This is a genomic window from Pseudomonas sp. H2_D02, from assembly GCF_054677635.1.
In genome coordinates this window covers 5,292,344-5,313,675 of the sequence record NZ_CP162816.1, presented here as the reverse complement: position 1 = coordinate 5,313,675, position 21,332 = coordinate 5,292,344, and the positions used below count along the sequence as shown (strand labels likewise).

At 61.3% G+C, this 21,332-nt stretch carries 20 protein-coding genes and 3 pseudogenes; 7 read left to right on the top strand and 16 right to left on the bottom strand.

All coding sequences use genetic code 11. The features are described from left to right. Positions 1-32: 32 nt before the first annotated feature. Positions 33-1,187: a patatin-like phospholipase family protein gene (locus AB4N42_RS24335; protein WP_030142348.1), complete on the top strand. Its 1,155-nt coding sequence runs from the start codon at positions 33-35 to the stop codon at positions 1,185-1,187. 216 nt (positions 1,188-1,403) lie between these two features. Here the strand turns inward: AB4N42_RS24335 and AB4N42_RS24330 are convergent. The 6 genes and pseudogenes from AB4N42_RS24330 to puuE all read right to left on the bottom strand — a co-directional run bounded on the left by AB4N42_RS24330 (position 1,404) and on the right by puuE (position 7,155). Beyond that, a pseudogene (locus AB4N42_RS24330) lies at positions 1,404-2,190 on the bottom strand (outer membrane protein OmpK). Between the two features lie 495 nt (positions 2,191-2,685). Beyond that, positions 2,686-3,978 carry a urate hydroxylase PuuD gene (locus AB4N42_RS24325; protein ID WP_198798324.1) on the bottom strand — a complete coding sequence of 431 codons (1,293 nt, stop codon included), beginning with the start codon at positions 3,976-3,978 and terminating at the stop codon, positions 2,686-2,688. A 51-nt stretch (positions 3,979-4,029) separates the two neighbouring features. Beyond that, a complete protein-coding gene (locus AB4N42_RS24320; RefSeq protein WP_030142345.1) occupies positions 4,030-4,533 on the bottom strand; it encodes an ureidoglycolate lyase in 504 nt (167 codons plus the stop codon). Positions 4,534-4,654: 121 nt separating this feature from the next. Then, positions 4,655-5,650, bottom strand: a complete 996-nt coding sequence (gene alc / locus AB4N42_RS24315; RefSeq protein ID WP_030142344.1) for an allantoicase — start codon at positions 5,648-5,650, stop codon at positions 4,655-4,657. Positions 5,651-5,716: 66 nt separating this feature from the next. After that, entirely contained in the window at positions 5,717-6,232 is a 516-nt protein-coding gene (gene uraD, locus AB4N42_RS24310; protein WP_030142343.1) for a 2-oxo-4-hydroxy-4-carboxy-5-ureidoimidazoline decarboxylase, read from the bottom strand. After that, a complete protein-coding gene (puuE, locus tag AB4N42_RS24305; RefSeq protein ID WP_030142342.1) occupies positions 6,229-7,155 on the bottom strand; it encodes an allantoinase PuuE in 927 nt (308 codons plus the stop codon). Before puuE ends, uraD begins: the two co-directional genes overlap by 4 nt. 413 nt (positions 7,156-7,568) lie before the next feature. On the opposite strand from puuE, the gene uraH reads away from it, so the two are divergent. Then, positions 7,569-7,922, top strand: coding sequence for a hydroxyisourate hydrolase (gene uraH, locus AB4N42_RS24300; RefSeq protein ID WP_217861449.1), 354 nt, complete (start codon positions 7,569-7,571; stop codon positions 7,920-7,922). A 203-nt stretch (positions 7,923-8,125) separates the two neighbouring features. Here the strand turns inward: uraH and AB4N42_RS24295 are convergent, their stop codons facing one another. The 3 genes from AB4N42_RS24295 to AB4N42_RS24285 form a co-directional block, all read right to left on the bottom strand. Beyond that, complete coding sequence (locus AB4N42_RS24295) at positions 8,126-8,752, bottom strand: LysE family translocator (RefSeq protein WP_030142340.1); 627 nt, start codon at positions 8,750-8,752, stop codon at positions 8,126-8,128. A gap of 61 nt (positions 8,753-8,813) precedes the next feature. Then, positions 8,814-10,163, bottom strand: a complete 1,350-nt coding sequence (locus AB4N42_RS24290) for an NCS2 family permease (protein ID WP_030142339.1) — start codon at positions 10,161-10,163, stop codon at positions 8,814-8,816. A gap of 333 nt (positions 10,164-10,496) precedes the next feature. Continuing rightward, positions 10,497-10,934: a MarR family winged helix-turn-helix transcriptional regulator gene (locus tag AB4N42_RS24285; protein ID WP_030142338.1), complete on the bottom strand. Its 438-nt coding sequence runs from the start codon at positions 10,932-10,934 to the stop codon at positions 10,497-10,499. 82 nt (positions 10,935-11,016) lie between these two features. Here AB4N42_RS24285 and AB4N42_RS24280 point away from each other — a divergent pair, with 82 nt between their 5' ends. Next, positions 11,017-12,183 (top strand): aminotransferase-like domain-containing protein, encoded by a 1,167-nt coding sequence (locus AB4N42_RS24280; protein ID WP_030142337.1) that lies wholly within the window; start codon positions 11,017-11,019, stop codon positions 12,181-12,183. Positions 12,184-12,326: 143 nt separating this feature from the next. Here the strand turns inward: AB4N42_RS24280 and AB4N42_RS24275 are convergent, their stop codons facing one another. From AB4N42_RS24275 to AB4N42_RS24255, 5 genes are all read right to left on the bottom strand, one after another. After that, positions 12,327-12,698 (bottom strand): glutathione S-transferase N-terminal domain-containing protein, encoded by a 372-nt coding sequence (locus AB4N42_RS24275; RefSeq protein WP_030142336.1) that lies wholly within the window; start codon positions 12,696-12,698, stop codon positions 12,327-12,329. 101 nt (positions 12,699-12,799) lie between these two features. Then, on the bottom strand, positions 12,800-13,345 hold the full coding sequence (gene folE, locus AB4N42_RS24270; RefSeq protein WP_030142335.1) for a GTP cyclohydrolase I FolE: 546 nt from the start codon (positions 13,343-13,345) through the stop codon (positions 12,800-12,802). A gap of 77 nt (positions 13,346-13,422) precedes the next feature. Further along, positions 13,423-13,980, bottom strand: a complete 558-nt coding sequence (locus tag AB4N42_RS24265) for a Smr/MutS family protein (RefSeq protein WP_025214971.1) — start codon at positions 13,978-13,980, stop codon at positions 13,423-13,425. A gap of 74 nt (positions 13,981-14,054) precedes the next feature. Next, a complete protein-coding gene (locus AB4N42_RS24260; protein ID WP_030142334.1) occupies positions 14,055-14,375 on the bottom strand; it encodes a hypothetical protein in 321 nt (106 codons plus the stop codon). Between the two features lie 131 nt (positions 14,376-14,506). Further along, positions 14,507-15,097: a cysteine hydrolase family protein gene (locus AB4N42_RS24255; RefSeq protein WP_030142333.1), complete on the bottom strand. Its 591-nt coding sequence runs from the start codon at positions 15,095-15,097 to the stop codon at positions 14,507-14,509. Positions 15,098-15,351: 254 nt separating this feature from the next. On the opposite strand from AB4N42_RS24255, the pseudogene prmB reads away from it, so the two are divergent. Beyond that, positions 15,352-16,261, top strand: a pseudogene (gene prmB, locus AB4N42_RS24250) (50S ribosomal protein L3 N(5)-glutamine methyltransferase). Positions 16,262-16,434: 173 nt separating this feature from the next. Here the strand turns inward: prmB and AB4N42_RS24245 are convergent. Further along, positions 16,435-17,223, bottom strand: a complete 789-nt coding sequence (locus AB4N42_RS24245; protein ID WP_030142331.1) for a hypothetical protein — start codon at positions 17,221-17,223, stop codon at positions 16,435-16,437. Between the two features lie 109 nt (positions 17,224-17,332). Beyond that, the gene (locus AB4N42_RS24240) at positions 17,333-18,298 is read right to left on the bottom strand and encodes an alpha/beta hydrolase (RefSeq protein ID WP_030142330.1); all 966 of its coding nucleotides are present in this window, start codon (positions 18,296-18,298) and stop codon (positions 17,333-17,335) included. A gap of 128 nt (positions 18,299-18,426) precedes the next feature. Between AB4N42_RS24240 and aroC the strand changes: the two are divergent. From aroC to AB4N42_RS24225, 3 genes and pseudogenes are all read left to right on the top strand, one after another. Next, positions 18,427-19,519, top strand: a pseudogene (aroC, locus tag AB4N42_RS24235) (chorismate synthase). A gap of 34 nt (positions 19,520-19,553) precedes the next feature. After that, positions 19,554-20,699 (top strand): MFS transporter, encoded by a 1,146-nt coding sequence (locus AB4N42_RS24230; protein WP_030142328.1) that lies wholly within the window; start codon positions 19,554-19,556, stop codon positions 20,697-20,699. Beyond that, positions 20,696-21,316, top strand: coding sequence for a methylthioribulose 1-phosphate dehydratase (locus tag AB4N42_RS24225; RefSeq protein WP_030142327.1), 621 nt, complete (start codon positions 20,696-20,698; stop codon positions 21,314-21,316). The genes AB4N42_RS24230 and AB4N42_RS24225 overlap by 4 nt, the downstream gene beginning before the upstream one ends. Positions 21,317-21,332 lie beyond the last annotated feature (16 nt).

Genomic DNA, 21,332 nt, shown 5'->3' with positions numbered 1-21,332 from the left:
GTAGTCCAATTGACTGAGCACGGAGCATCGCGATGACCCCAGCTGAACCGGTGACAGGATTGATTCTTTCCGGCGGCGGGGCTCGGGCGGCGTATCAGGTGGGCGTATTGGCGGCCATCGCCGAGCTGTTGCCGGACGGGGCGCGAAACCCGTTTCCGGTGATCGTCGGCACGTCGGCTGGCGCCATCAACGCGGTCAGCCTGGCGAGTGGGGCGACCGATTTCAAGACCGCCATCGAGCGGCTGACGGCTTTCTGGCAGGCGGTGCGCAGCCATCAGGTGATGCGCAGCGACTGGCGCGGCGTGCTTGCCCAGGCGACGCGTTTCATCAGCCACAGCCTGCTGGGCCTGGGGGCCAAGTTGCCGGTGGCGCTGATCGACAGTTCGCCACTGCGCGAGTTGCTCCAGGCGCAATTCCACGCGTCGGGTATCGAGCAGGCGATTGCCGAGCACCAATTGCGGGCGGTGGCAGTCACCGCGTTCGGCTACGAGTCCGGACAGGCGGTAACGTTCTATCAAGGGCGCGGCACCATTGATGCCTGGTTGCGACATCGGCGCATCGGTGTGCCCGCGCAATTGTCCGTCGAGCACCTGCTGGCCAGCTCGGCGATCCCCTTGTTATTCGCGCCGGTCAAGATCGGTCCCCAGTACTTCGGCGACGGTGCGGTGCGCCAATCGGCGCCGATCAGCCCAGCCTTGCACCTGGGGGCCAATCGTGTGCTGGTCATCGGTGTCAGTGGCAACCCCCGCGGTGCGGGTGGGCAAACGCCCCAGGAGCGCAGCTACACCGGTTTGCAACCGACGCTCGCGCAGATTGGCGGCCACATGCTCAACAGTACGTTCATCGACAGCCTGGAAAGCGACATCGAGTTGCTCGAGCGTCTTAACCAGTTCAGTCACCTGCTGCCCGACGATGTACCGGCCCATGCGCTTGGTGCGGCTGCGGTGGAAGTGTTGGTGATCTCACCGAGCCAGCCGATCGATGAAATCGCCGCCCGTCATCGCCAGGAACTGCCGCGCGCGTTGCGGGTGTTTTTGCGTGGGCCGGGCGCGACCAAGACCAGCGGTGCCGGCGTGTTGAGCTATCTGCTGTTCGAGGCGGGATACTGCGGTGAATTGATCGAGCTTGGGCGTCAGGATGCGCTGGCGCAGCGTGAGGCGTTGAGTCGGTTCTTGGGATTGTCCTGAGGCGTGATGCACGCAGGTGTTACCCCTATAGCGAGCAGGCTCGCTCCCACAAGGAGTTTGCGGTGGACGCTAAATTCTGTGGCCTCCACGAAGCCAATGTGGGAGCGAGCTTGCTCGCGATGACGGCGGCACATCCAGCATCTGGGCAGGCTGACCCACCGCCATCGCGAGCAAGCTCGCTCCCACAGGGTATTGCTGCGGATTTGGAACCCGGGGTTAGAAATGGTACTTCAGCAAGAAGCTGGTATTGCTCTGGTTGGTCTTGAACCCATCGCTGTCTTCAATCGCGTATTTGTTCTTCCAGTAGTCGTATTCCACGCCGACATACAGCTGCTTGGCGCCCAGCTTCAAGGCCTTGCCCAAGTCATATTTGATCTGCGGGACGATGTGCAGGTTGGCGTGGTAGGTGCCCTTTGAGTTGGCGTCGTTGTCCACCACCCAGTCGATGAAGCCGTCGATGAGAATGTCGGACGAACCCACCGGCACGGTGTAGGCCCAGACCGGGGTGATCTGCCAGACGTTGTCGCTAGGCGCGAGCCCCCTGGGTCTGGCGGTTATAGAAATTCAGCTGGAAATAATCGAAACCGGGAATCGCCAGGTCGAAGCCCGGGCCGATCAGGTACGACTCGTTGTCGCCTTCGCCGAACTCGTAGGTCATTGCCAGCAGCACGTCCTTGACCGGGCCCATTTCCAGCTTCTGATCAAAAATCTTGCCGAACGACAAGCGTGGGCTGAACTCGCCGTAGTACGTGTTCGGGCCGGACTGGCTGTCGTCCTGGCCGTTATAGAAGATGCGGTCGAGGAAGAAAAAGTTGTCGCCGTATTTCCACGCATCGGCGTGCTCGAACGTCACGGTTTGCTGGATGCGTGGATTGATCTGGAAATCCTTGCCGTAGAGGTAGCTCAGGCTGTTGTTCTGCCATTGGAGCAGATCGCCTGCCAGGGCCTCTCCCCCGGCCAACAAAGATCCCGCAACGATCAGGCTGGTGCACGTACGTTTCATTCGGTTTGCTCCCAAAGGTAAGTGGTACCGCGTTTCTTTTTTCAAGTCAGCGCTCTGGTGTGGCGCCTTTTTCCATGGATGAAAAACATCCGTTCGGTCAGCTTTTTGAGCGTGGCGAATGCTGATAGCAAGCGCTGAGCCAAGTTCGGCAAAAATTGGAAATGGCTTGCCCTGCAGTAATGGAACAGTCGGAACGTTGTGTTCAGGGGCGCGTTCAGGTCCGCCAGCGCCGCAATAAGCTGGCGGTCCGGTCAGGATCGGAAGGGATTTTGTTGTCGGCCCGCGTCGAACGGCCGCGCAGGATACGGACTTGCCTTGAAGGGCTCAAGTGCCCTGCAACGGCGCATGCGCGGCGAATCCTGGGCGTGATGGCGGGGCTGGATCATCTGATGCTTTCCTCTTGTTTTTATTGTTGAGGCGCAGACAGTCGCTGACGGGCGACCGGTAGTTGCCGGTCGGCCTGTCAGCGGTATGACATTTGTCGAAAAAAGTGGCTCAGTTGGTTTGCGCGCCCTGGTTGATCCAAGCGCCGATCAGATCGCGTTCTTGCTGGGTCATCTGGGTGATGTTGCCCAGTGGCATGATCTGGCTGGTCACGGCCTGGGCCTGGATGCGCGCGGCCTGTTGCTGGATCTGCTGCGGGGTGTCGAACATCACTCCGCCCGGCGCCGCGCTGAACAGGGGGCTGGTGGGCTTGGCCGAGTGGCAGACCGAGCAGCGTTCCTGGATCACGCTGTGGACTTTTTCGAATGACGGCCCCTGGGCATTGGACGCCTGTGCTGGCGCGGGTGCCTGCGCCGGTGCCGCCGGTTTGGCGCCGCCCACGGCAGTCTCGGGCAGTGGTTGATATTCGATCGCACCCGGGACCTTGGCGACTTCCGGCGCGGTGGGCATCGGCTTGGGCCCGGTGACATACGCCAGGCAGATCATCGCCAGGGCGCCGACCGGCAGCGTCCAGGCGAACCGGTTGCTGTCATGGCGCGTGTTGAAATAGTGCCGCACCAATACCGCCGCCACGGCGATCCCGGCCAGGATCAGCCAGTTGTATTGGCTGCCGTAGGTGCTCGGGAAATGGTTGCTGATCATGATGAACAGCACTGGCAGGGTGAAATAGTTGTTGTGGCGCGAACGCAACAGACCCTTGGCTGGTAGCGCCGGGTCGGGCGTGCGGTTTTCGGCGATGGCTGCTACGAGCGCGCGCTGGGCCGGCATGATGATGCGGAACACGTTGCCGACCATGATCGTGCCGATGACGGCGCCGACGTGCAGGTAGGCACCGCGACCGCTGAACACCTTGCTGAACCCGTAGGCCGCGGCGATCAACAGCACGAAAAGGATCAGGCCGAGCAGGGCGGGGCGCTTGCCCAGGGCTGAATCGCAGAGCGATGAATAGACAAACCAGCCGACGAACAACGAGCCGATGCCCAGGGCGACGCCTTCAAGGCCGCTCAGGCTGCTGCCGGGCGCCAGCAGGTAGACGGTCGGGTTCCAATAGAACACCACGCACAACAGCGCGATGCCCGACATCCAGGTGAAATAGGCTTCCCACTTGAACCAGTGCAGGTTGTCCGGCATGGACGGTGGTGCGAGCTTGTATTTTTCCAGGTGGTAGATGCCGCCACCGTGGATGGCCCAGAGGTCGCCGGCCAGGCCGCTCCTGGGGTTGACGCGATTGAGGTTGTTTTCCAGCCAGACGAAGTAGAACGACGCGCCGATCCAGGCAACGCCAGTGATCATGTGAACCCAGCGAATGCTCAGGTTCAGCCATTCCAGCAAATGTGCTTCCACAGTCTTTACCTCTCGCCCGTCACGCTTGTTTTCGCGTGATCGGACCTTCTCTTATTGGTGGGGGGCGAGGATCAGAAACTCATCCTCTTGGAAAAAATGCTCATCGCAGTTATTGCCTGTGCCACTGCGATCAACCACCAGGAAGTCATCCCGCTTTTCGATCGTCAGCACCGGGTGGTGCCAGACGCCGCGATGGTAATTGATGCCCTGCCTGCCGTTGGTGACGAAGGCGCGGACCAAACCTGATACAGGTGCATCGCCAAGTGGCGCGACCACGATCAGAAAGGGGTTGCCGAGCAGCGGAATGAAGGCCTGGCTGCCCAGCGGATGGCGCTCCAGCATGCGCACGGTCAGCGGCATGTCCAGCGCGTCGGCGCGGAAAATGCTGATGATCGCCTTGTCGTCCGGCGTCGCGGTTTCAACCGTCGCCAGGCGATGGAAGCGCATGGTCGAACCGTTATTGATCATGAAGTGATCGCTGCCGTCGGTTTCGATCACGTCACCGAACGGGGCGAAGGCTTCTTTGGTCAACGGTTCGATCTTGAGTGTGCGCATGCTGGTCTTCTTACCTTGGATTCTGTGTTGTTTATTCTGCCGCCATCGCGAGCAAGCTCGCTCCCACAGGGGAATGCATTTCAAATGTGGGAGCGAGCTTGCTCGCGATTTGGGTTCACCCTTATTTCGATACCTTGCCGAGCACGCGCAGGCGACTTACGCCACCGTCTGGGAACACGTTCAGGCGGATATGGGTAATCGGCCCCAGTTCCTTGATCTGCTCGGCAAAGGTGTGTTCGGCGTGCATCTCCAGCTTCTGGCTCGGCAGCAATTCGCGCCAGAACAGCGACTGGGTTTCGATCTGGCTGTCGGTGCCGCCCTTGACGAATGCGCCCTGGATCGAGCAACTGTCCGGGTAGTTGCCTTTGAAGTGCAGCGTGTCGACGACGACTTTTTCAACGATACCGGCATGGCCCAGGGCGACGATCACCCAGTCATTGCCAGGTGTGCGACGACGGGCGGTTTCCCAGCCATCGCCCATGTTCACGCCACGGCCTGGGTTGAGGATGTTGCTCATGCGACCGAAGTGTTCATCGGAGCAGGCGAGGGCGCGTCCGCCATTGAGGGCGGCGGCCAGGTCGATCTGTTCGTTGTCGCCCACGGCCGACCAGTCGCGATACGGCACACCATAGACCCGCAGCCGGGCCACGCCGCCATCGGGGTAGATGTTGAAGCGCAGGTGGCTGAAGGCCTGGTCGTTGCTGATCTCGTGGTAGTGATGGCTGTTGCCCTGCAGCTCGACGGCCGACAGCACTTCAGTCCACTGGGTGTTTTCGTCCGGCTCGCCGTCCGCCAGGAAACACGCTTCCAGGGAAGCCGACGGTGGGTAGTTGCCGGTGAAGAATGAAGTGTCGATGTCCACGCCCTTGATCGAGCCCGGCACGCCCAGGCGGATGACCGCGCTGTCGTAGCCTTCGAAGCGCTTGCGGCGCGACTCCCAGCCGTCCATCCACTTGCCGTTGTCGTCGAACACGCCCTCCTTCCACACGGCCGGAGTCGGCTGGAACAGGCGATTGGCGTCGGCAAACCAGTCATCGGTTACCGAGATGATCTTGGTGCCCAGGCGGGCGTCGGCCAGGTTGACGAACTTTTCGAACGGTACGGCGTAAGCTTTCATTCTTCTTGTCTGCCTTTGATAAGTTGGCTGGGGATGCTTGCAGGACCTGGTGTCAGGGGCCGCTCGCTAAAGGGTCAGTAATCGGAACAACGCGATCTTGTTGATCTCCGCCAATGCGCACTTGAATTCGGCGTCTGCCGAGTGGTGGATGCGCGTTTCGAACGCGGCGAGGATCTGGTGCCGGTTGCTGCCTTTTACCGCCATGATGAAGGGAAACTTGAACTTGGCTTTATAGGCCTCGTTCAGCTCGGTGAAGCGCTGGAACTCTTCGGCCGTGCATTGGTGGATACCGGCGCCAGCCTGTTCGTTGGTGCTGGCTTCGGTCAGTTGGCCCTGGACGGCGGCTTTGCCGGCCAGGTCCGGGTGAGCGTTGACCAGGGCCAGCTGGCTGGCATGATCGGCGCTCAACAGGATGTCGCTCATGCGCTGGTGCAGGGTCTCGATCTCGTCGATCGATGCATCCTGGCCCAGGTCGAAGGCCTTTTCGGCCACCCATGGCGAATGTTCGTAGATATCGGCAAAGGCCCGGACGAACGCTTCGCGGCTCAAGGTGGAAGGCTTGAGTGTCTGGAAAGCGGTCATTTGGACGCTCCCTGATACGGATGGGTCTGCTGCCAATGACGGGCGATGTCGACGCGACGACTGAACCAGACCTGTTCATGGCCCTTGGCGTATTCGAGGAAACGCTTGAGGGAGGCCAGGCGTGCAGGGCGGCCGATCAAGCGGCAATGGAGGCCGATGGAAAGCATCTTCGGGGCTTCGGCGCCTTCGGCGTACAACACGTCGAAAGCGTCCTTGAGGTATTGGAAGAAGTCGTCGCCCTTGTTGAAACCCTGCACCTGGGTGAAACGCATGTCGTTGGTGTCGAGGGTGTAGGGGATCACCAGGTGCGGCTTGCCGGTGGGGTTGTTCGGCTCCCAGTAGGGCAGGTCGTCGTCGTAGGTGTCGCTGTCGTAGAGGAAACCGCCTTCTTCCATCACCAGGCGCCGGGTGTTTGGGCCGGTGCGGCCGGTGTACCAGCCCAGCGGACGCTCGCCAGTGATTTCGGTGAGGATGCGGATCGCTTCGAGCATGTGCTCGCGCTCCTGGGCCTCATCCATGTATTGATAGTCGATCCAGCGATAGCCGTGGCTGCAGATTTCGTGACCGGCGGCGACCATGGCGCGGATCACGTCCGGGTGGCGCTGGGCGGCCATCGCCACCGCGAAGATAGTCAGCGGAATGTCAAATTCCTTGAACAACTTGAGGACCCGCCAGACGCCGGCACGGCTGCCATACTCGTACAGCGATTCCATGCTCATGTTGCGCTCGCCCTGCAGCGGTTGCGCCGCGACCATCTCGGAAAGGAACGCTTCGGATTCCTTGTCGCCATGAAGGACGTTGCGCTCGCCGCCTTCTTCGTAATTGAGCACGAAGGACAGGGCGATGCGGGCATTGCCCGGCCAGTGTGGGTGCGGAGGGTTATTGCCGTAACCGATCAGGTCGCGTGGGTAGTCAGCGCTCACTGCAGTTTTCCTTCTTGTTCGAACCATGTGGGTGGCGCCCTGGCGATGAGTCTCAGGCTGGCGTCACGACGATGGAGTGATTGTATACAACTTTATGCGCGATTTGTAAGCCTGATTTTTTGCATTTTTCACCGTGTCCCCCACAATGTCTACACTGCAAGAAACCTGCCCATTTGGTCAATTTATCGCCTGGAGGGTCACGTATCCGTTGGTTTGGCTTGAACACGACGTTGAGCTGTCGTCGCGTGACCTGGGGGTAAAATAAGTATTTTTTATTGTGTACAATTTGCGTTTAAAGTGTCTTAATTCGCTCATCGCCGTAGCGTTTCGTGCTCCGAAACGGTGCGGCCTGTCTTTCAACTGATTCAGGAGGCGTCGGGCCGGACTGTTCTGCAGCGAGGCGCGCACAATCAATGGGACGTTTGACTACTCATGTTTTGGATGCAGCGCACGGCTGCCCTGGAAGCTCGATCAAGATCGAGCTGTACCGTGTCGAGGGTTCGCAATTGCGGTTGGTTGCCAGTGCTTTGACCAATGGCGACGGCCGTTGCGATGTGCCGCTGCTGCAGGGGGATGATTACCGCAGCGGGGTCTACCAGATCCAGTTCCACGCCGGTGACTACTACCGCGCCCGTGGCGTTCAACTGGCCGAGCCGGCGTTTCTCGATGTGGTGGTGCTGCGCTTCGGTATCTCGCAAGAGCAGGAGCATTACCACGTGCCGTTGCTGATTTCGCCCTACGCCTATTCAACCTATCGAGGCAGTTGATCCCCCAACAGCTGCCTTGCCCTGGAGGCGACTGCGCATAGAGCTTCTTTGGTTTTTAGCCCGCCCACACTGCGGGCTTTTTTTCGCCCATGAGAATACGGTGTCTGGGAGGGTGCCTTCACGAGCAAGCCCGCTCCCACACTGGATTTTTGTCGTTCACAAAAACCTGTGGGAGCGGGCTTGCTCGCGAAGCTTTTGCTTTTTTAGCGGCTCAACAAGGATGCGGCCCCCGCGCCACCAAACAAACCGGCGCTGACCCGGTTGAACCAGCTCTGGCCCTTACCGGTGCGCAGATACCGGGCAGCGCCATGGGCACCCAGCCCATAAGCCAGCTTGCATAGCAGGTCCAGCACGGTCCAGGTCGCAATCATGACCAGCAACTGCGGCAGGAATGGCTGTCCGGCGTTCAAGAATTGCGGCAGGAACGCGGCGAAGAACAAGATGTCCTTTGGATTGCTGGCACCCAGGACGAACGCCCGGCCGAACAAGGCGCGAAAGCGCGGAGTGGCGGCCGCTTGTGGTACCTCGGCGCCCTGGGAAGGCTGGCGCGATTGCTGCCAGCTCTGCCAGGCAAGGTAGAACAGGTATAACGCACCGACGATCTTCAGGGCACTGAACAATTGCTCCGACGCCATCAACAACGCACCAAGCCCCAGCGCCGAAGCGCTCAACAGGCAGATCGACGCGATCACGCCACCCAGGAACGCCGGATACGAGCGGCGCAGGCCATAGTTCAGGCTATTGCCGATCATCAGCAATGACAACGGGCCGGGGATGAGGATCACCACCAAGGCGGCGCCACTGAACAATAACCAGGTTTCCAGATTCATTGCTTGCTCCTGATGTACAAAAGCCTCACCCAAGGGGTGAGGCGGGTGGATACGGCAGCGCTTACAAGAAGATGAACTTGGCGATGAAGATCGCGCAGAGCACCCACAGGCTAACGGAAATTTCCTTGTGTTTACCGGTACCGGCCTTGAGCACCACGTAGGTGATGAAACCCAGCGCGATGCCATCGGCGACCGAGAAGGTCAGGGGCATCATGATGGCCGTGACGATGGCCGGGATGCTGTCGGTGGGTTCGTCCCATTCGATATGGGCCATGCCGCCCATCATCAGCATGGCGACGTAGATCAAGGCGCCGGCCGTGGCATAGGCCGGGATCATCCCGGCCAGCGGTGCGAAGAACATGGCGGCAATAAATAGCACACCGACAGTCACGGCGGTAAGCCCCGTGCGGCCACCGGCGGCGACACCGGCGGCGCTTTCCACGTAGCTCGTCACCGGCGGCACCCCGACCATGGCGCCGAATACGCTGGAGGCGCTGTCGGCTTTCAGGGCGCGGGACAGGTTCTCGATCTTGCCATCGGCCTTCACCAGGCCGGCGCGCTGGGCGACGCCCATCAGGGTGCCGGCGGTGTCGAACATGTGCACGAACAGGAAGGCCAGCACCACGCTGATCATGCTGATGTTGAACACACCGGCCACGTCCATCGCCATCCAGGTCGGGGCCAGGCTTGGCGGTGTCGACATGACGCCGTTGTACTGCACCAATCCCAGGCCCCAGCCGGCCAACGTCACGGCGATGATGCTGATCAGGATCGCGCCGAACACGCGGTGATAACTGAGCACGGCGATCATCAGGAAGCACACCGCGGCCAACAACGGACCGGGCTCACGCAGCGAGCCGAGCTTGATCAGGGTAGCGGGGCTGTCGACGATGATGCCGGCGGTCTTCAGGCCGATCAGCCCGAGAAACAACCCGACCCCTGCACCCATGGCGAACCGCAGGCTCACGGGAATGCTGTTGAGCAGCCATTCACGCACCCGCGACAAGGTCAGGATCATGAACAGCACACCGGATATAAACACCGCGCCCAGCGCGGTTTCCCAGTTGTAGCCCATGGTGCCGACCACGGTGTAGGTGAAGAAGGCGTTCAGGCCCATGCCCGGTGCCAGGCCCACCGGCCAGTTCGCATAGAGCCCCATCAACAGGCAACCCAGGGCGGCGGCGATGCAGGTGGCGACGAACGCTGCACCATGATCGATGCCCGCGTCGGCCATGATGTTGGGGTTGACGAAAATGATGTAGGCCATGGTGATGAAGGTCGTCAGACCGGCGATCAGCTCGGTCTTCACCGTGGTGCCATGCAAGCTGAGTTTGAAGAGGCGCTCCAGCCAGCCACTGCGTAGTGGCGGCGAGAGGTCCAGGGTCTGGGCTTCGGGTTTGCGGCTTTCCACAGCGAGTACTCCTCAAGAGTTTTATTGTTATTTCCAGCCCCGCACGCCCCCTGAGGGTGACGGCGAAGCTTTGAGGCAGGTAAGGCTGGCGTAGTAGTTGACCTGATGGTCAGGAACTCGCACGAAGCGAATTATGCTTTTGTATACAAATAATGCAAATAATGTTTTCTGTTTTGTCGACGAAATTTATGGAGATGGGGATATATCGGCCATGCGGATGCCTTCGCGAGCAGGCTCGCTCCCACAGCGGACTGTGATGAATGCAAGATTTGTCTTCACCACTGAACCCCTGTGGGAGCGAGCTTGCTCGCGATAGCGTCTGATCAGACGCCTTCAATCACTGGATTTCCCCAGTGCCAGGTTCACCGCCAACCACCCATCCACCGCCGCTTCCCCGGCTTCGGCAAACACCCGCTCCAGCAATTTCACCTGTTCACGGCGCAGCGCCTGTTCGAATCGCTGGCCCTCCGCCGTCAATTCCAGCAGCCGCTTACGCTTGTCGGTTTCGGACGCGACGCTGCTGACCAGGTGCATCTCCATCAATTGCCGCAAGGGCATGTTCAATGCCTGCTTGGTCACGCCCAGCAATGCCAGCAGTTCCTTCACGCTCAAGGAGGGGTAGCGGGCGATGAAAAAAACGATGCGCTGGTGCACCCGGCTCAGCCCGCGACGCTCGAGCATTTCATCGGCCTTGGCGGTGAACGCCTGGTAACCGAAGAAGAATGCTTCCATGGCCATTTGTTGGGAGGACGGGTTTTTAAGGTCAAGCATATTGACGTTTCCAAGGGCGGCGAGGTAATTTCGGTCAAACAGTTTGACTCATTTTTCCAAGGCCTCGCTACAGGTGACCCCCATGGCTTTTTCCGAACGTGTCTCGCGCCTCAAAAGTTCTTTGATTCGAGAAATCCTCGCTGCGGCGCAGCGCCCGGAAGTGATGTCGTTCGCCGGTGGCCTGCCGGCCGAAGCCATGCTGCCCAAGGTGGAGTGGGGCGCGATGCCGCTGTCCATGGGCCAATACGGCATGAGCGAGGGCGAGCCGGCCCTGCGCGAAGCATTGGCCGCCCAGGCGCGGTCGTTGGGCCTGGCTTGCGAGGCGAGCCAGGTGCTGGTGGTCAGCGGTTCCCAGCAAACCCTCGACCTGGCGGCCAAACTGCACATCGACGTCGGCACCGAAGTCATGCTCGAAGCGCCGACGTATCTCGCGGCCCTTCAAATCTTTCAGCTGTTCGGCGCCGACTGCATCACTGTCCCCCTTGAGGCGGACGGCCCGGACCTGGAGCACATGCGGGCCCGGCTGGAGCGGCATCGACCGGCCTTCATCTACCTGATTCCAACGTTCCAGAACCCTTCGGCGGTGCGCTACAGCGAGGCCAAGCGCGATGCGGTGGCGGCGCTGCTGGATGAGTTCGGCGTGACGCTGATCGAAGACGAACCTTACCGCGAGCTGACCTTCGACGGCGGCAGCGCCACGCCTATTGCCAGTCGCTTGAAGAAGGCCAGTTGGATCTACACCGGCACTGTGTCGAAAACCCTGTTGCCGGGCCTGCGGGTGGGTTATCTGATCGCCAGCCCGGACTTGTTCCCACACCTGCTGCGGCTCAAGCAATCGGCGGACCTGCATACCAATCGCATCGGCCAATGGCAGGCGCTGCAGTGGATTGGCACCGAGCAGTACCGCAGCCACCTGCAAGCGCTGCGGGATTTCTACCGGGATCGGCGCGATCGGTTCCAGGCTGCGCTACAGCGGCATTTTTCCGATATCGCGGATTGGAACATGCCACAGGGCGGGTTGTTTTTCTGGCTGACGCTCAAGCAACCGCTGGACACCCGGACTTTGCTTGCCGAGGCGTTGGCGGTTGACGTGGCGTTCATGCCGGGTGAGCCGTTCTTTCCAGAGCCGGACAAGCACCTGGGGCACTTGCGCTTGAACTTCAGCCATATCGATCCGGCGCGACTGGACGAGGGCCTGAAGCGATTGGCCGGGGTGGTGCGGGGCGCTTTGGCGGCCAAGGCGGCTTGAAATATCCGGCGGCTGGGCCGATCCCATCGCGAGCAAGCTCGCTCCCACAGGGAACCGTGCGTGATTGCAGATTTATAATCAGCATTGGCCTCCTGTGGGAGCGAGCTTGCTCGCGATGAGGCCCTCAGCCCACCATCAAATCCTCAGACGGCAGAAAACCGCTTATCCAGATAATCAATGATCACCTTGGACTCATACATCCAGGTGGTCTCGCCATTCTCTTCAATGCGCAGGCACGGCACCTTGATCCGGCCACCCTGTTCCAGCAGCGTCTGGCGATCCTGTTGGTTATTTTTTGCATCGCGCAGGGCTACCGGTACGTTGAGGCGACGCAGGGTCCGGCGCGTCTTCACGCAGAACGGGCAGGCATGGAATTGATACAACGTCAGGCCGCGAGCTGCCTGTTCGACTTGCGCCTGGGCGTCGGCCGGACGCTTTTTCTTGCCGGGGCGGGTGATGAAGTCGATGAAGATGATGAGCTGGCCCAGGCCAACTCGAAGCGCTTTGACGATCACGTTATAGCCTCACGGCGGAAAGAAGAGGGCGCGCAGCTTACCTGATTTTTCGCGGGCGAAAAAAAACCGGCGATCAATGCCGGTTTTCTTCGCGAGACGCTTTACTTGATCAGGCTGAGGAATTCCATGCGGGTTGCCGCATTTTCCCGGAACTCACCGAGCATCACCGAAGTGATCATCGAGGAATTCTGCTTTTCCACGCCGCGCATCATCATGCACATGTGCTTGGCCTCGATCACCACCGCCACGCCCAGGGCGCCGGTCACCTGCTGGACCGCGTCGGCGATCTGGCGGCTGAGGTTTTCCTGGATCTGCAGGCGACGGGCATACATGTCAACGATGCGCGCGACCTTCGACAGGCCCAACACCTTGCCGCTCGGGATGTAGGCCACGTGGGCCTTGCCGATGAAAGGCAGCAAATGGTGCTCGCACAGAGAGTACAACTCGATGTCCTTGACCAGCACCATCTCGCTGTTGTCGGAGCTGAACAAGGCACCGTTGGTGACCTCTTCCAGGGTCTGTTCATAACCGCGGCAAAGGTACTGCATGGCCTTGGCAGCGCGCTTGGGCGTGTCGAGCAGGCCCTCGCGGGAAACGTCCTCGCCCAGTTGGCCGAGAATCGCGGTGTAATTCTGTTCCAGAGACATGAAACTACCTGTGGGGATTTACGCAAAGGGCAAGGGTACGGTGGCGGACACGGCGCTGCAAGCTCGGCAATCAGGGGCTACTCGTCGCGGCCTTCCATCATGGTGCGCTTGAGCATCACGTAGACCGCCCCGGCGCCGCCGTGCTTCGCCTGGCAGGAGGTGAAGCCGAGCACTTGTGGGTGTTGGCGCAGCCAGGTGTTGACGTGGCTCTTGATCATCGGCCGCTTGCCGTCCAGCCGCACGGCCTTGCCGTGGGTGACGCGCACGCAGCGGATTTCGAACTTGGTGGCTTCGGCGAGAAACGCCCACAGGGTCTCGCGGGCCTTTTCGACGGTCATGCCGTGCAGGTCGAGGCTGCCTTCGAAGGGAATCTGGCCAACCTTCAGCTTGCGCATCTGGCTTTCCTGGACGCCGTCGCGCGCCCACATCAATTCGTCTTCGGGACCGACGTCAATGACGAACTGATCGGACAACCCGTCCACGGTGGTGGCGTCGGTGCGTACGGTGGCGGCCTGGCGCAGCTTGGCGATCTGTGCGCGATCGGCCTTGGGTTTGCCCGTTTCGGCGCGATCGTGTTTGATTGGTTTTACGCCCTGGATCGCACTTTTGAACAGGGAAAAGTCGTCGTCTTGCATGTCAGCCTCCGCGAAGGCCGGCCAGTTTACCCAACTCCGGTAGGATAGGGCGCGACAAAACGTCGGATGGCGGATCAGTCGTGCTTTTTCATCAGGTGCGGAGCCATGGCCAGCTCCAGGGATTGGCGGGCGCGTCGGCGGCAACGGCGCCAGAGCCAGACGCCCAGCAGCAGTACCAACAGACCGATTGCCAGGATGACCGCCGAACCCAGCGGGGTGGCATTCAACTCGCCCAGTGCGGGCGGACGACCAAGCAGGCTGGCGGCACCTGCCATTGCCAGCAGCACACCCAGTGTTGCCAGCAGCGCCGCGATGCCCGCGCCGATACGAAATCGCCAGTTGCTCGGGCCTTTGGGCCGCAAGCGACGTGCGTCAAAACCATCGGATATCTTCATTCCGACCTTCCTCAATGGGTATCGGCCCTTCGACCGGAAGATGTTCGGGTTGTTCCTGAAGCCAAGCCTATTGCGGCAAATGAGAGGCTTTTGCGGATGAGCGGCACAGCGATCGCTCATCCAGGGCGGGATCAGGCGAAGTCGCGGGTCATGGCCAGCGTGGCGAAGTTGTCCGCCATGATTGCCATTTCGGTCTGGTGCACGTGTTCGGCGCTGAGGACGCCGCCCTTGTGCGGCAGGTCGCGCGTGGCGCAGGCATCTTCCACCAGGGTGCAACGGAAACCCAGGTTCTTGGCGGCGCGCACGGTGGTGCTGACGCTGGAATGGCTCATGAAGCCGCAGACGATCAGGTCCAGTGGACCCAGCTCTTCCAGCCGCTTCTTCAGGTCGGTGCCGTGGAAAGCGCTGGGCAGCAGCTTTTCGATCACGGTTTCGTCGCCTTGTGGTTCAAGGCCTGGAATGAATTCCCCGCGTTCACCCTGTGGATCGAACAGCCCGCCATGGGTGCCCAGGTGGCGCACGTGCACGATCGGCCGTCCGGCGGCGCGGGCTGCACCGAGCAGTTGCTTTATGTTCGCGACCGCCGCATCCATGCCGCTCAGGGCCAGGGGGCCGGCGAGGTATTCTTTCTGGGCGTCGATGATGATCAGGGTCGCTTGACTCAGGTTGGCCGCCGCATAACCACGACCACTGAGTTGAAACATCGTTTTTGGAACGGACATTCTGGGGCTCCTTCGAGTGGGGCTTTTGCGACATTCTCCTCTGGCTGAGCGGTTCTGTGAATCGCTTCCATCGCAAGGGCCGTCATTGCTGGCCTACAGCCTTGTCAAGATCTGCGCTTTGTTCAATGGGCCGCGCATAAAACGGAAGAATCCTACAGTTTGTCCGGCATATTTCGTCCTGACTTCAGGCACGTTTGGGTGACCGCGTGTTTGGCTGATAGACTCGCCCGTCGATTTTTCTGGAGTTTGCCGCCGTGATCACTTCCCGCCTTCGCACCCTGCGCGACCATATCCGTTGGGCCGTCAGCCGTTTCCATGGGGAGGATCTGTTCTTTGGCCATGGCACCGACAACGCCTGGGACGAGGCACGCCAGTTAGTGTTGGGCGCGCTGCACCTGCCATGGGAAATTGCCGACAGCTACCTGGATTGCCGCCTCGAAGACGAGGAGTTGGTGCATGTGCAACGTCTGCTGCGCCGAGCGCATCGCGGAACGCATTCCGACCGCGTACTTGTTGGGTGAGGCCTGGTTCTGCGGAATGTCCTTCATCGTCGACGAGCGCGTGCTCATTCCGCGTTCGCCCATCGGCGAGTTGATTGAAAAACGTTTCGAGCCTTGGTTGGGCCAGGAGCCTGCACGAATCCTTGACCTGTGCACCGGCTCCGGTTGCATCGGGATCGCTTGCGCCTATGAATTCCCCGAAGCCGAGGTGGTGCTGGCGGACTTGTCGTTCGAAGCGCTGGAAGTCGCCAATCAGAACATCGAGCGCCACGGTGTCGATGAGCGTGTATTCACGGTCCAGGGGGATGGTTTCGATGGGCTGCCGGGGCAACGTTTCGACCTGATCGTGTCGAACCCGCCCTACGTCGATGCGGAAGATTTCGCCGACATGCCCCAGGAATACCAGCATGAGCCGGAGCTAGGCCTGGCCTGTGGCGATGATGGCTTGAACCTGGTTCGGCGGATGCTGGCCGAGGCGGCCGATCATCTGACCGACAAGGGACTGTTGATCGTTGAAGTGGGCAACAGCCAAGTGCACGTCGAAGCGCTGTACCCGGAAGTCGACTTCGCCTGGCTGGAGTTCGAGCGCGGCGGCCACGGTGTGTTCATGCTCAGCGCCGAGCAGTGCCGTGAGCACCAGGCGTTGTTTGCGTCCAGGGTTTGATCCCGGCGGTGTTGGCGACCGCTTTCGTGGCGAGGGGATTTATCCCCGTTGGGGTGCGAAGCGCCCCTAAATCTAACGCCGCGGTGTATCAGAACGAGTGTCGGGGGCTGCTGCGCAGCCCAGCGGGGATAAATCCCCTCGCCACCGGGTGCGTCAGACACTTCTGATAGCCGTCAATGCCGCGTCGCAATCCAGATCAACAGCCCCGCCTGGAACATCGCAAACGCCACCAGGCAAGTGATGGTGAAGCGCAACCCGGTGTCTTCGCGCTTGAACTTGTTGACCTTCTCTTCCTGCTGCTTGAGCTTGACCTCCTGTTCCGCCAGGTTCTGCTCGGCTTGCTGGAGCATCTGTGCGGCTTCGAGGATTTCAACGAATTGCAGTTTTTCGGTGTTCCAGTCGCCCGTTAGATCGCCGACCTGGGCTTGTTTCACGCTGCCCTTGAGGTGCTGCGCGTCGGCGTAGACCACTTCGAAACCGTGGGCCTTGAGGAAGTGATCACGGCGCAGGCGCGTGTCTTCGTTCAGTGCGTCCTTGTTGTTCAAATCGGTGCCGTCAACCCGATAGCTCGACCAACGCTTCTTGGCCCAGGTGATGCCCTGGGCGGCGAGGAAGCGGCCGATGCCCCGATTCAGGGGCTCGACTTGCAAACTGTCGGGCGAGAAGAACAGGCGTTTCTCGACGTGGTCGGCCCAGACGTCGAGGTGGTTCTGTTCCTTGCGCACCCGCTGGCCCGGCAACTTGATGCTCATGCGCAGCAAGCTGCGTTCCTTGCTATGGCGTTCGGCATAGCTGAACTCGACAAACCGCAGGGGCCGCACGCCAGTGGCGCGATCGGTCTTGAGCGGGGCCAGCCGGAGCATTTTGTGATGCTCGGCCTGCACGTCCGCCCATGGCAGTTCCGCCGCGGCTGGGGTGGCCGTTTCGGCGGTGGTGTCGGGTGAAGTTTCAGTCTCAGTCATAACGGCAAAATCCTGTCCGGGCCGGCTTGTCGGCAGCCGTTGCGCTGTCCGACACCGGTTTATCGGCCGGATTTGCCAAGACTGGAGGGCTATAGGCCACCAAATCCGCTTAACGGGCAGCCAACGTGCCTATAAAACCCAGGATGCGAGTACTGAGTTCGGCTGCCAACGGCAGATTGGGATCCTTATACGAAGCCAATTGTCGCTTCACATCGTTGGGCACGATGCGCATTACATGGTTCATGCCCTCGATCAGCGCCAGTTCGGCGTCAGGCTTGGCGGCTTTCAACTGTCTGGCGTCGTCGACGCTGACCTGGATATCGTGGCTGCCCTGGATGATCAAGGCCGGCATCTTCAATGCCGCGAACGCCTGGGCCGGGTCCTGGCGGAACAGCGAAATCAGATACGGCTGCACGCTTGGCCGGAAGATGACCTGCAGTTGCGGCGGAACGTTGGGGGCGGGGCGACCGGCCTTGAGGCTGTCGAGCAACTCGTTGCTGCGCAGCATCAGCGGCGGTGGCAAGCGGTTACCGAGCTGCTGACGCAGTACCTGGTCAATCGGACGGGCGCTGCCGGCCAACGAGATGACCGCCGCCGCGTTGGCCTGGGGCGCGGCGAGGCTGGCGATCAGTGCACCTTCGCTGTGGCCCAGCAGAATCAACGGGCCCAGTCGCGGATCGGCGGCCAGCTTGTGGCTCCAGGCCACGGCATCGGCAACGTAGGCTTCGACGCTCAGGTTGCGCTCGTTCGGTGTCGCCGCAAGGCTGGCGGCCACGCCGCGCTTGTCGTAGCGCACGCTGGCGATGTTGTGCTTGGCCAGCACCCAGGCCAGGCGCTTGAGACTGTCATTGCGCCCGCCCTCGGGGTTGTTTCCGTCACGATCCGTAGGACCTGACCCTGAAATGATCAGGACAACGGGCACCGGTGTGTCGGACTTGGGCAACAACAGCGAGCCGAAAAGTTCACCGTTGCCGGTGTCGAGGCTGATGGGGCGTTGCAGCACGGTGGCCTGGGCGAAGCCCGAAAGCAGGCCGGTCAACAGGGTAAGGCTCAAGGCAAACGCTCTTAACATCATGACGCCATTAGTTACGAAGGTGCCGGTTGGACTGGCGGGCACCGATAAGGTTCGAGGATGAACTACTCGGGGAGCCTGCGTATACTGGCGCCCATCTCGACTCTCAGCGATTTCACGGAGCGCCCTGCATGTCCGGCAATACCTACGGCAAGCTGTTCACCGTCACCACCGCGGGCGAAAGCCATGGCCCGGCGTTGGTCGCCATTGTCGACGGCTGCCCGTCGGGCCTGGAGATTTCCCTGGAAGATCTGCAGCGTGACCTGGACCGCCGCAAGCCCGGCACCAGCCGCCACACCACCCAGCGCCAGGAAGCCGATGAAGTCGAAATCCTTTCCGGCGTGTTCGAAGGGCGCACCACCGGCTGTGCGATCGGGCTGCTGATCCGCAATACCGACCAGAAGTCCAAGGACTACTCGGCCATCAAGGACCTGTTCCGCCCGGCCCACGCCGACTACACCTACCACCACAAATACGGCGAGCGCGACTATCGCGGCGGCGGGCGCAGTTCGGCCCGGGAAACCGCGATGCGCGTGGCGGCCGGGGCGATTGCCAAGAAATACCTGGCCAGCCAGGGCATCGTCATCCGTGGCTACATGAGCCAGTTGGGCCCGATCGAAATCCCGTTCAAGACCTGGGATTCGGTGGAACAGAACGCCTTCTTCAGCCCCGACCCGGACAAAGTGCCGGAGCTGGAAGCCTACATGGACCAGTTGCGCCGGGACCAGGATTCGGTCGGCGCGAAGATCACCGTGGTCGCCGAAGGCGTGATGCCTGGCCTGGGCGAGCCGATCTTCGACCGCCTCGACGCCGAACTGGCCCACGCGCTGATGAGCATCAATGCCGTGAAGGGCGTGGAGATCGGCGCCGGTTTCGCCTGTGTGGCCCAGCGCGGCACCGAGCACCGTGATGAACTGACCCCGCAAGGTTTCCTCAGCAACAATGCCGGCGGGCATCCTCGGCGGCATCTCCTCGGGCCAGCCGATCGTCGCGCACCTGGCGTTGAAGCCGACCTCCAGCATCACCACGCCGGGACGCTCCATCGACGTTCATGGCAACCCGGTCGACGTCATCACCAAGGGCCGCCATGACCCCTGCGTGGGCATCCGCGCCACGCCGATCGCCGAAGCGATGATGGCGATCGTGCTGATGGATCATCTGTTGCGCCATCGCGGCCAGAACGCCGACGTGCAAGTCGGTACGCCGGTGCTGGGTCAGCTTTGATGGCTGGCCTGCCGACCGCCCTGGCCTGACGCGCATGGCGGCGTTGCCGTACTGGCGGCTTTCCAGTTTCTACCTGTTCTATTTCGCGTTGCTCGGTTCGACCGCGCCGTTCCTGGCGCTGTACTTCGATCACTTGGGGTTCAACGCGGCACGCATTGGCGAGCTGGTGGCGATCCCCATGCTGATGCGCTGCGTGGCGCCGAATCTCTGGGGCTGGCTGGGGGACTATACCGGCCGGCGCCTGGCGATCGTGCGGTTCGGCGCGATCTGTACGCTGTTGAGCTTCTCGCTGATCTTCATCGACAAGAGCTACGCCTGGCTGGCGATGGTCATGGCGCTGCATGCGTTCTTCTGGCACGCGGTGCTGCCGCAGTTCGAAGTCATTACCCTGGCCCACTTGAGTGGGCAAGCCTCCCGCTACAGCCAGATTCGCCTGTGGGGCTCCATCGGTTTCATCATCACCGTGGTGGTCCTTGGCCGCTTGTTCCAATGGCTGAGCCTGGACATTTATCCCGTCGCCCTGGCCTTGATCATGGGCGGCATCGTACTGAGCAGCTTCTGGGTGCCCAACGCCCAGCCGGTCCAGGGGCCGCGAGTGGCCGGGGACGGTTTCCTGCGGCAATTGCGCAACCCGGGGGTGCTGGCGTTTTATGCCTGTGTCGGCCTGATGCAGATGAGCCATGGGCCGTATTACACCTTCCTGACGTTGCACCTGGAGCGCCTGGGTTACAGCCGTGGATTGATCGGCGTGCTCTGGGCCGTCGGCGTGGTGGCCGAAGTGTTGGTGTTCCTGTTCATGAGCCGGATCCTGGCGCGGTTCTCCGTGCGCCGGGTGCTGATGGCGAGTTTCCTGCTGGCGGCGCTGCGCTGGTTGCTGCTGGGGTCGCTGGCCGAGTTCCTCTGGATACTGTTGTTTGCCCAGGTGCTGCACGCGGCGACGTTCGGCAGCTTTCACGCCGCTGCCATCCATTTCGTGCAACGTAGTTTCGGCCCGCGCCAGCAAGGCCAGGGCCAGGCGCTGTACGCCGCGCTGGCCGGGACCGGCGGGGCGTTGGGCGCACTGTATTCCGGCTACAGCTGGAATGCCTTGGGCGCCGGTTGGACATTCAGCATCGCCAGCCTCGCAGCCTTCGCTGCAGCCGTTATCATTGCCACACGCATGCAAGAGGACAGGCCATGAGCCTTACCCGTGAACAGCTCGCCCAGCAGATCATTGACGCCGGGCGTTTTTTATACGGTCGCGGTTGGTCGCCGGCCACCAGCAGCAACTATTCGACCCGGTTGTCCGCTGACCAGGCCTTGCTCACCGTGTCGGGCAAGCACAAGGGACAGTTGTGCATCGACGATGTGCTCGCCACCGACCTGGATGGCAACAGCCTGGAGCCAGGCAAGAAACCGTCGGCCGAAACCCTGCTGCACACCCAGTTGTATCGCTGGCGTCCGCAGATCGGTGCGGTGTTGCACACCCATTCGGTGAACGCCACGGTGCTGTCGCGCCTGACCGGCGAAGCGTTCATTGACTTTGAAGACTATGAACTGCAAAAAGCCTTCAGCGGTGTAACCACCCATGAATCCCGCGTCCGTGTGCCGATTTTCGACAACGACCAGGACATCGCCCGCCTGGCCGCCAAGGTCCAACCCTGGCTGGAAGCGCATCCCGATTGCGCCGGTTACCTGATCCGCGGCCACGGCCTGTACACCTGGGGGCCGGGCATGAACGATGCGCTGCGCCAGATCGAAGCGTTTGAATTCCTGTTCGAGTGCGAGCTCAAGACCCGCGCACTCCTGAACCGATAATTGCTGGAGCCATTGC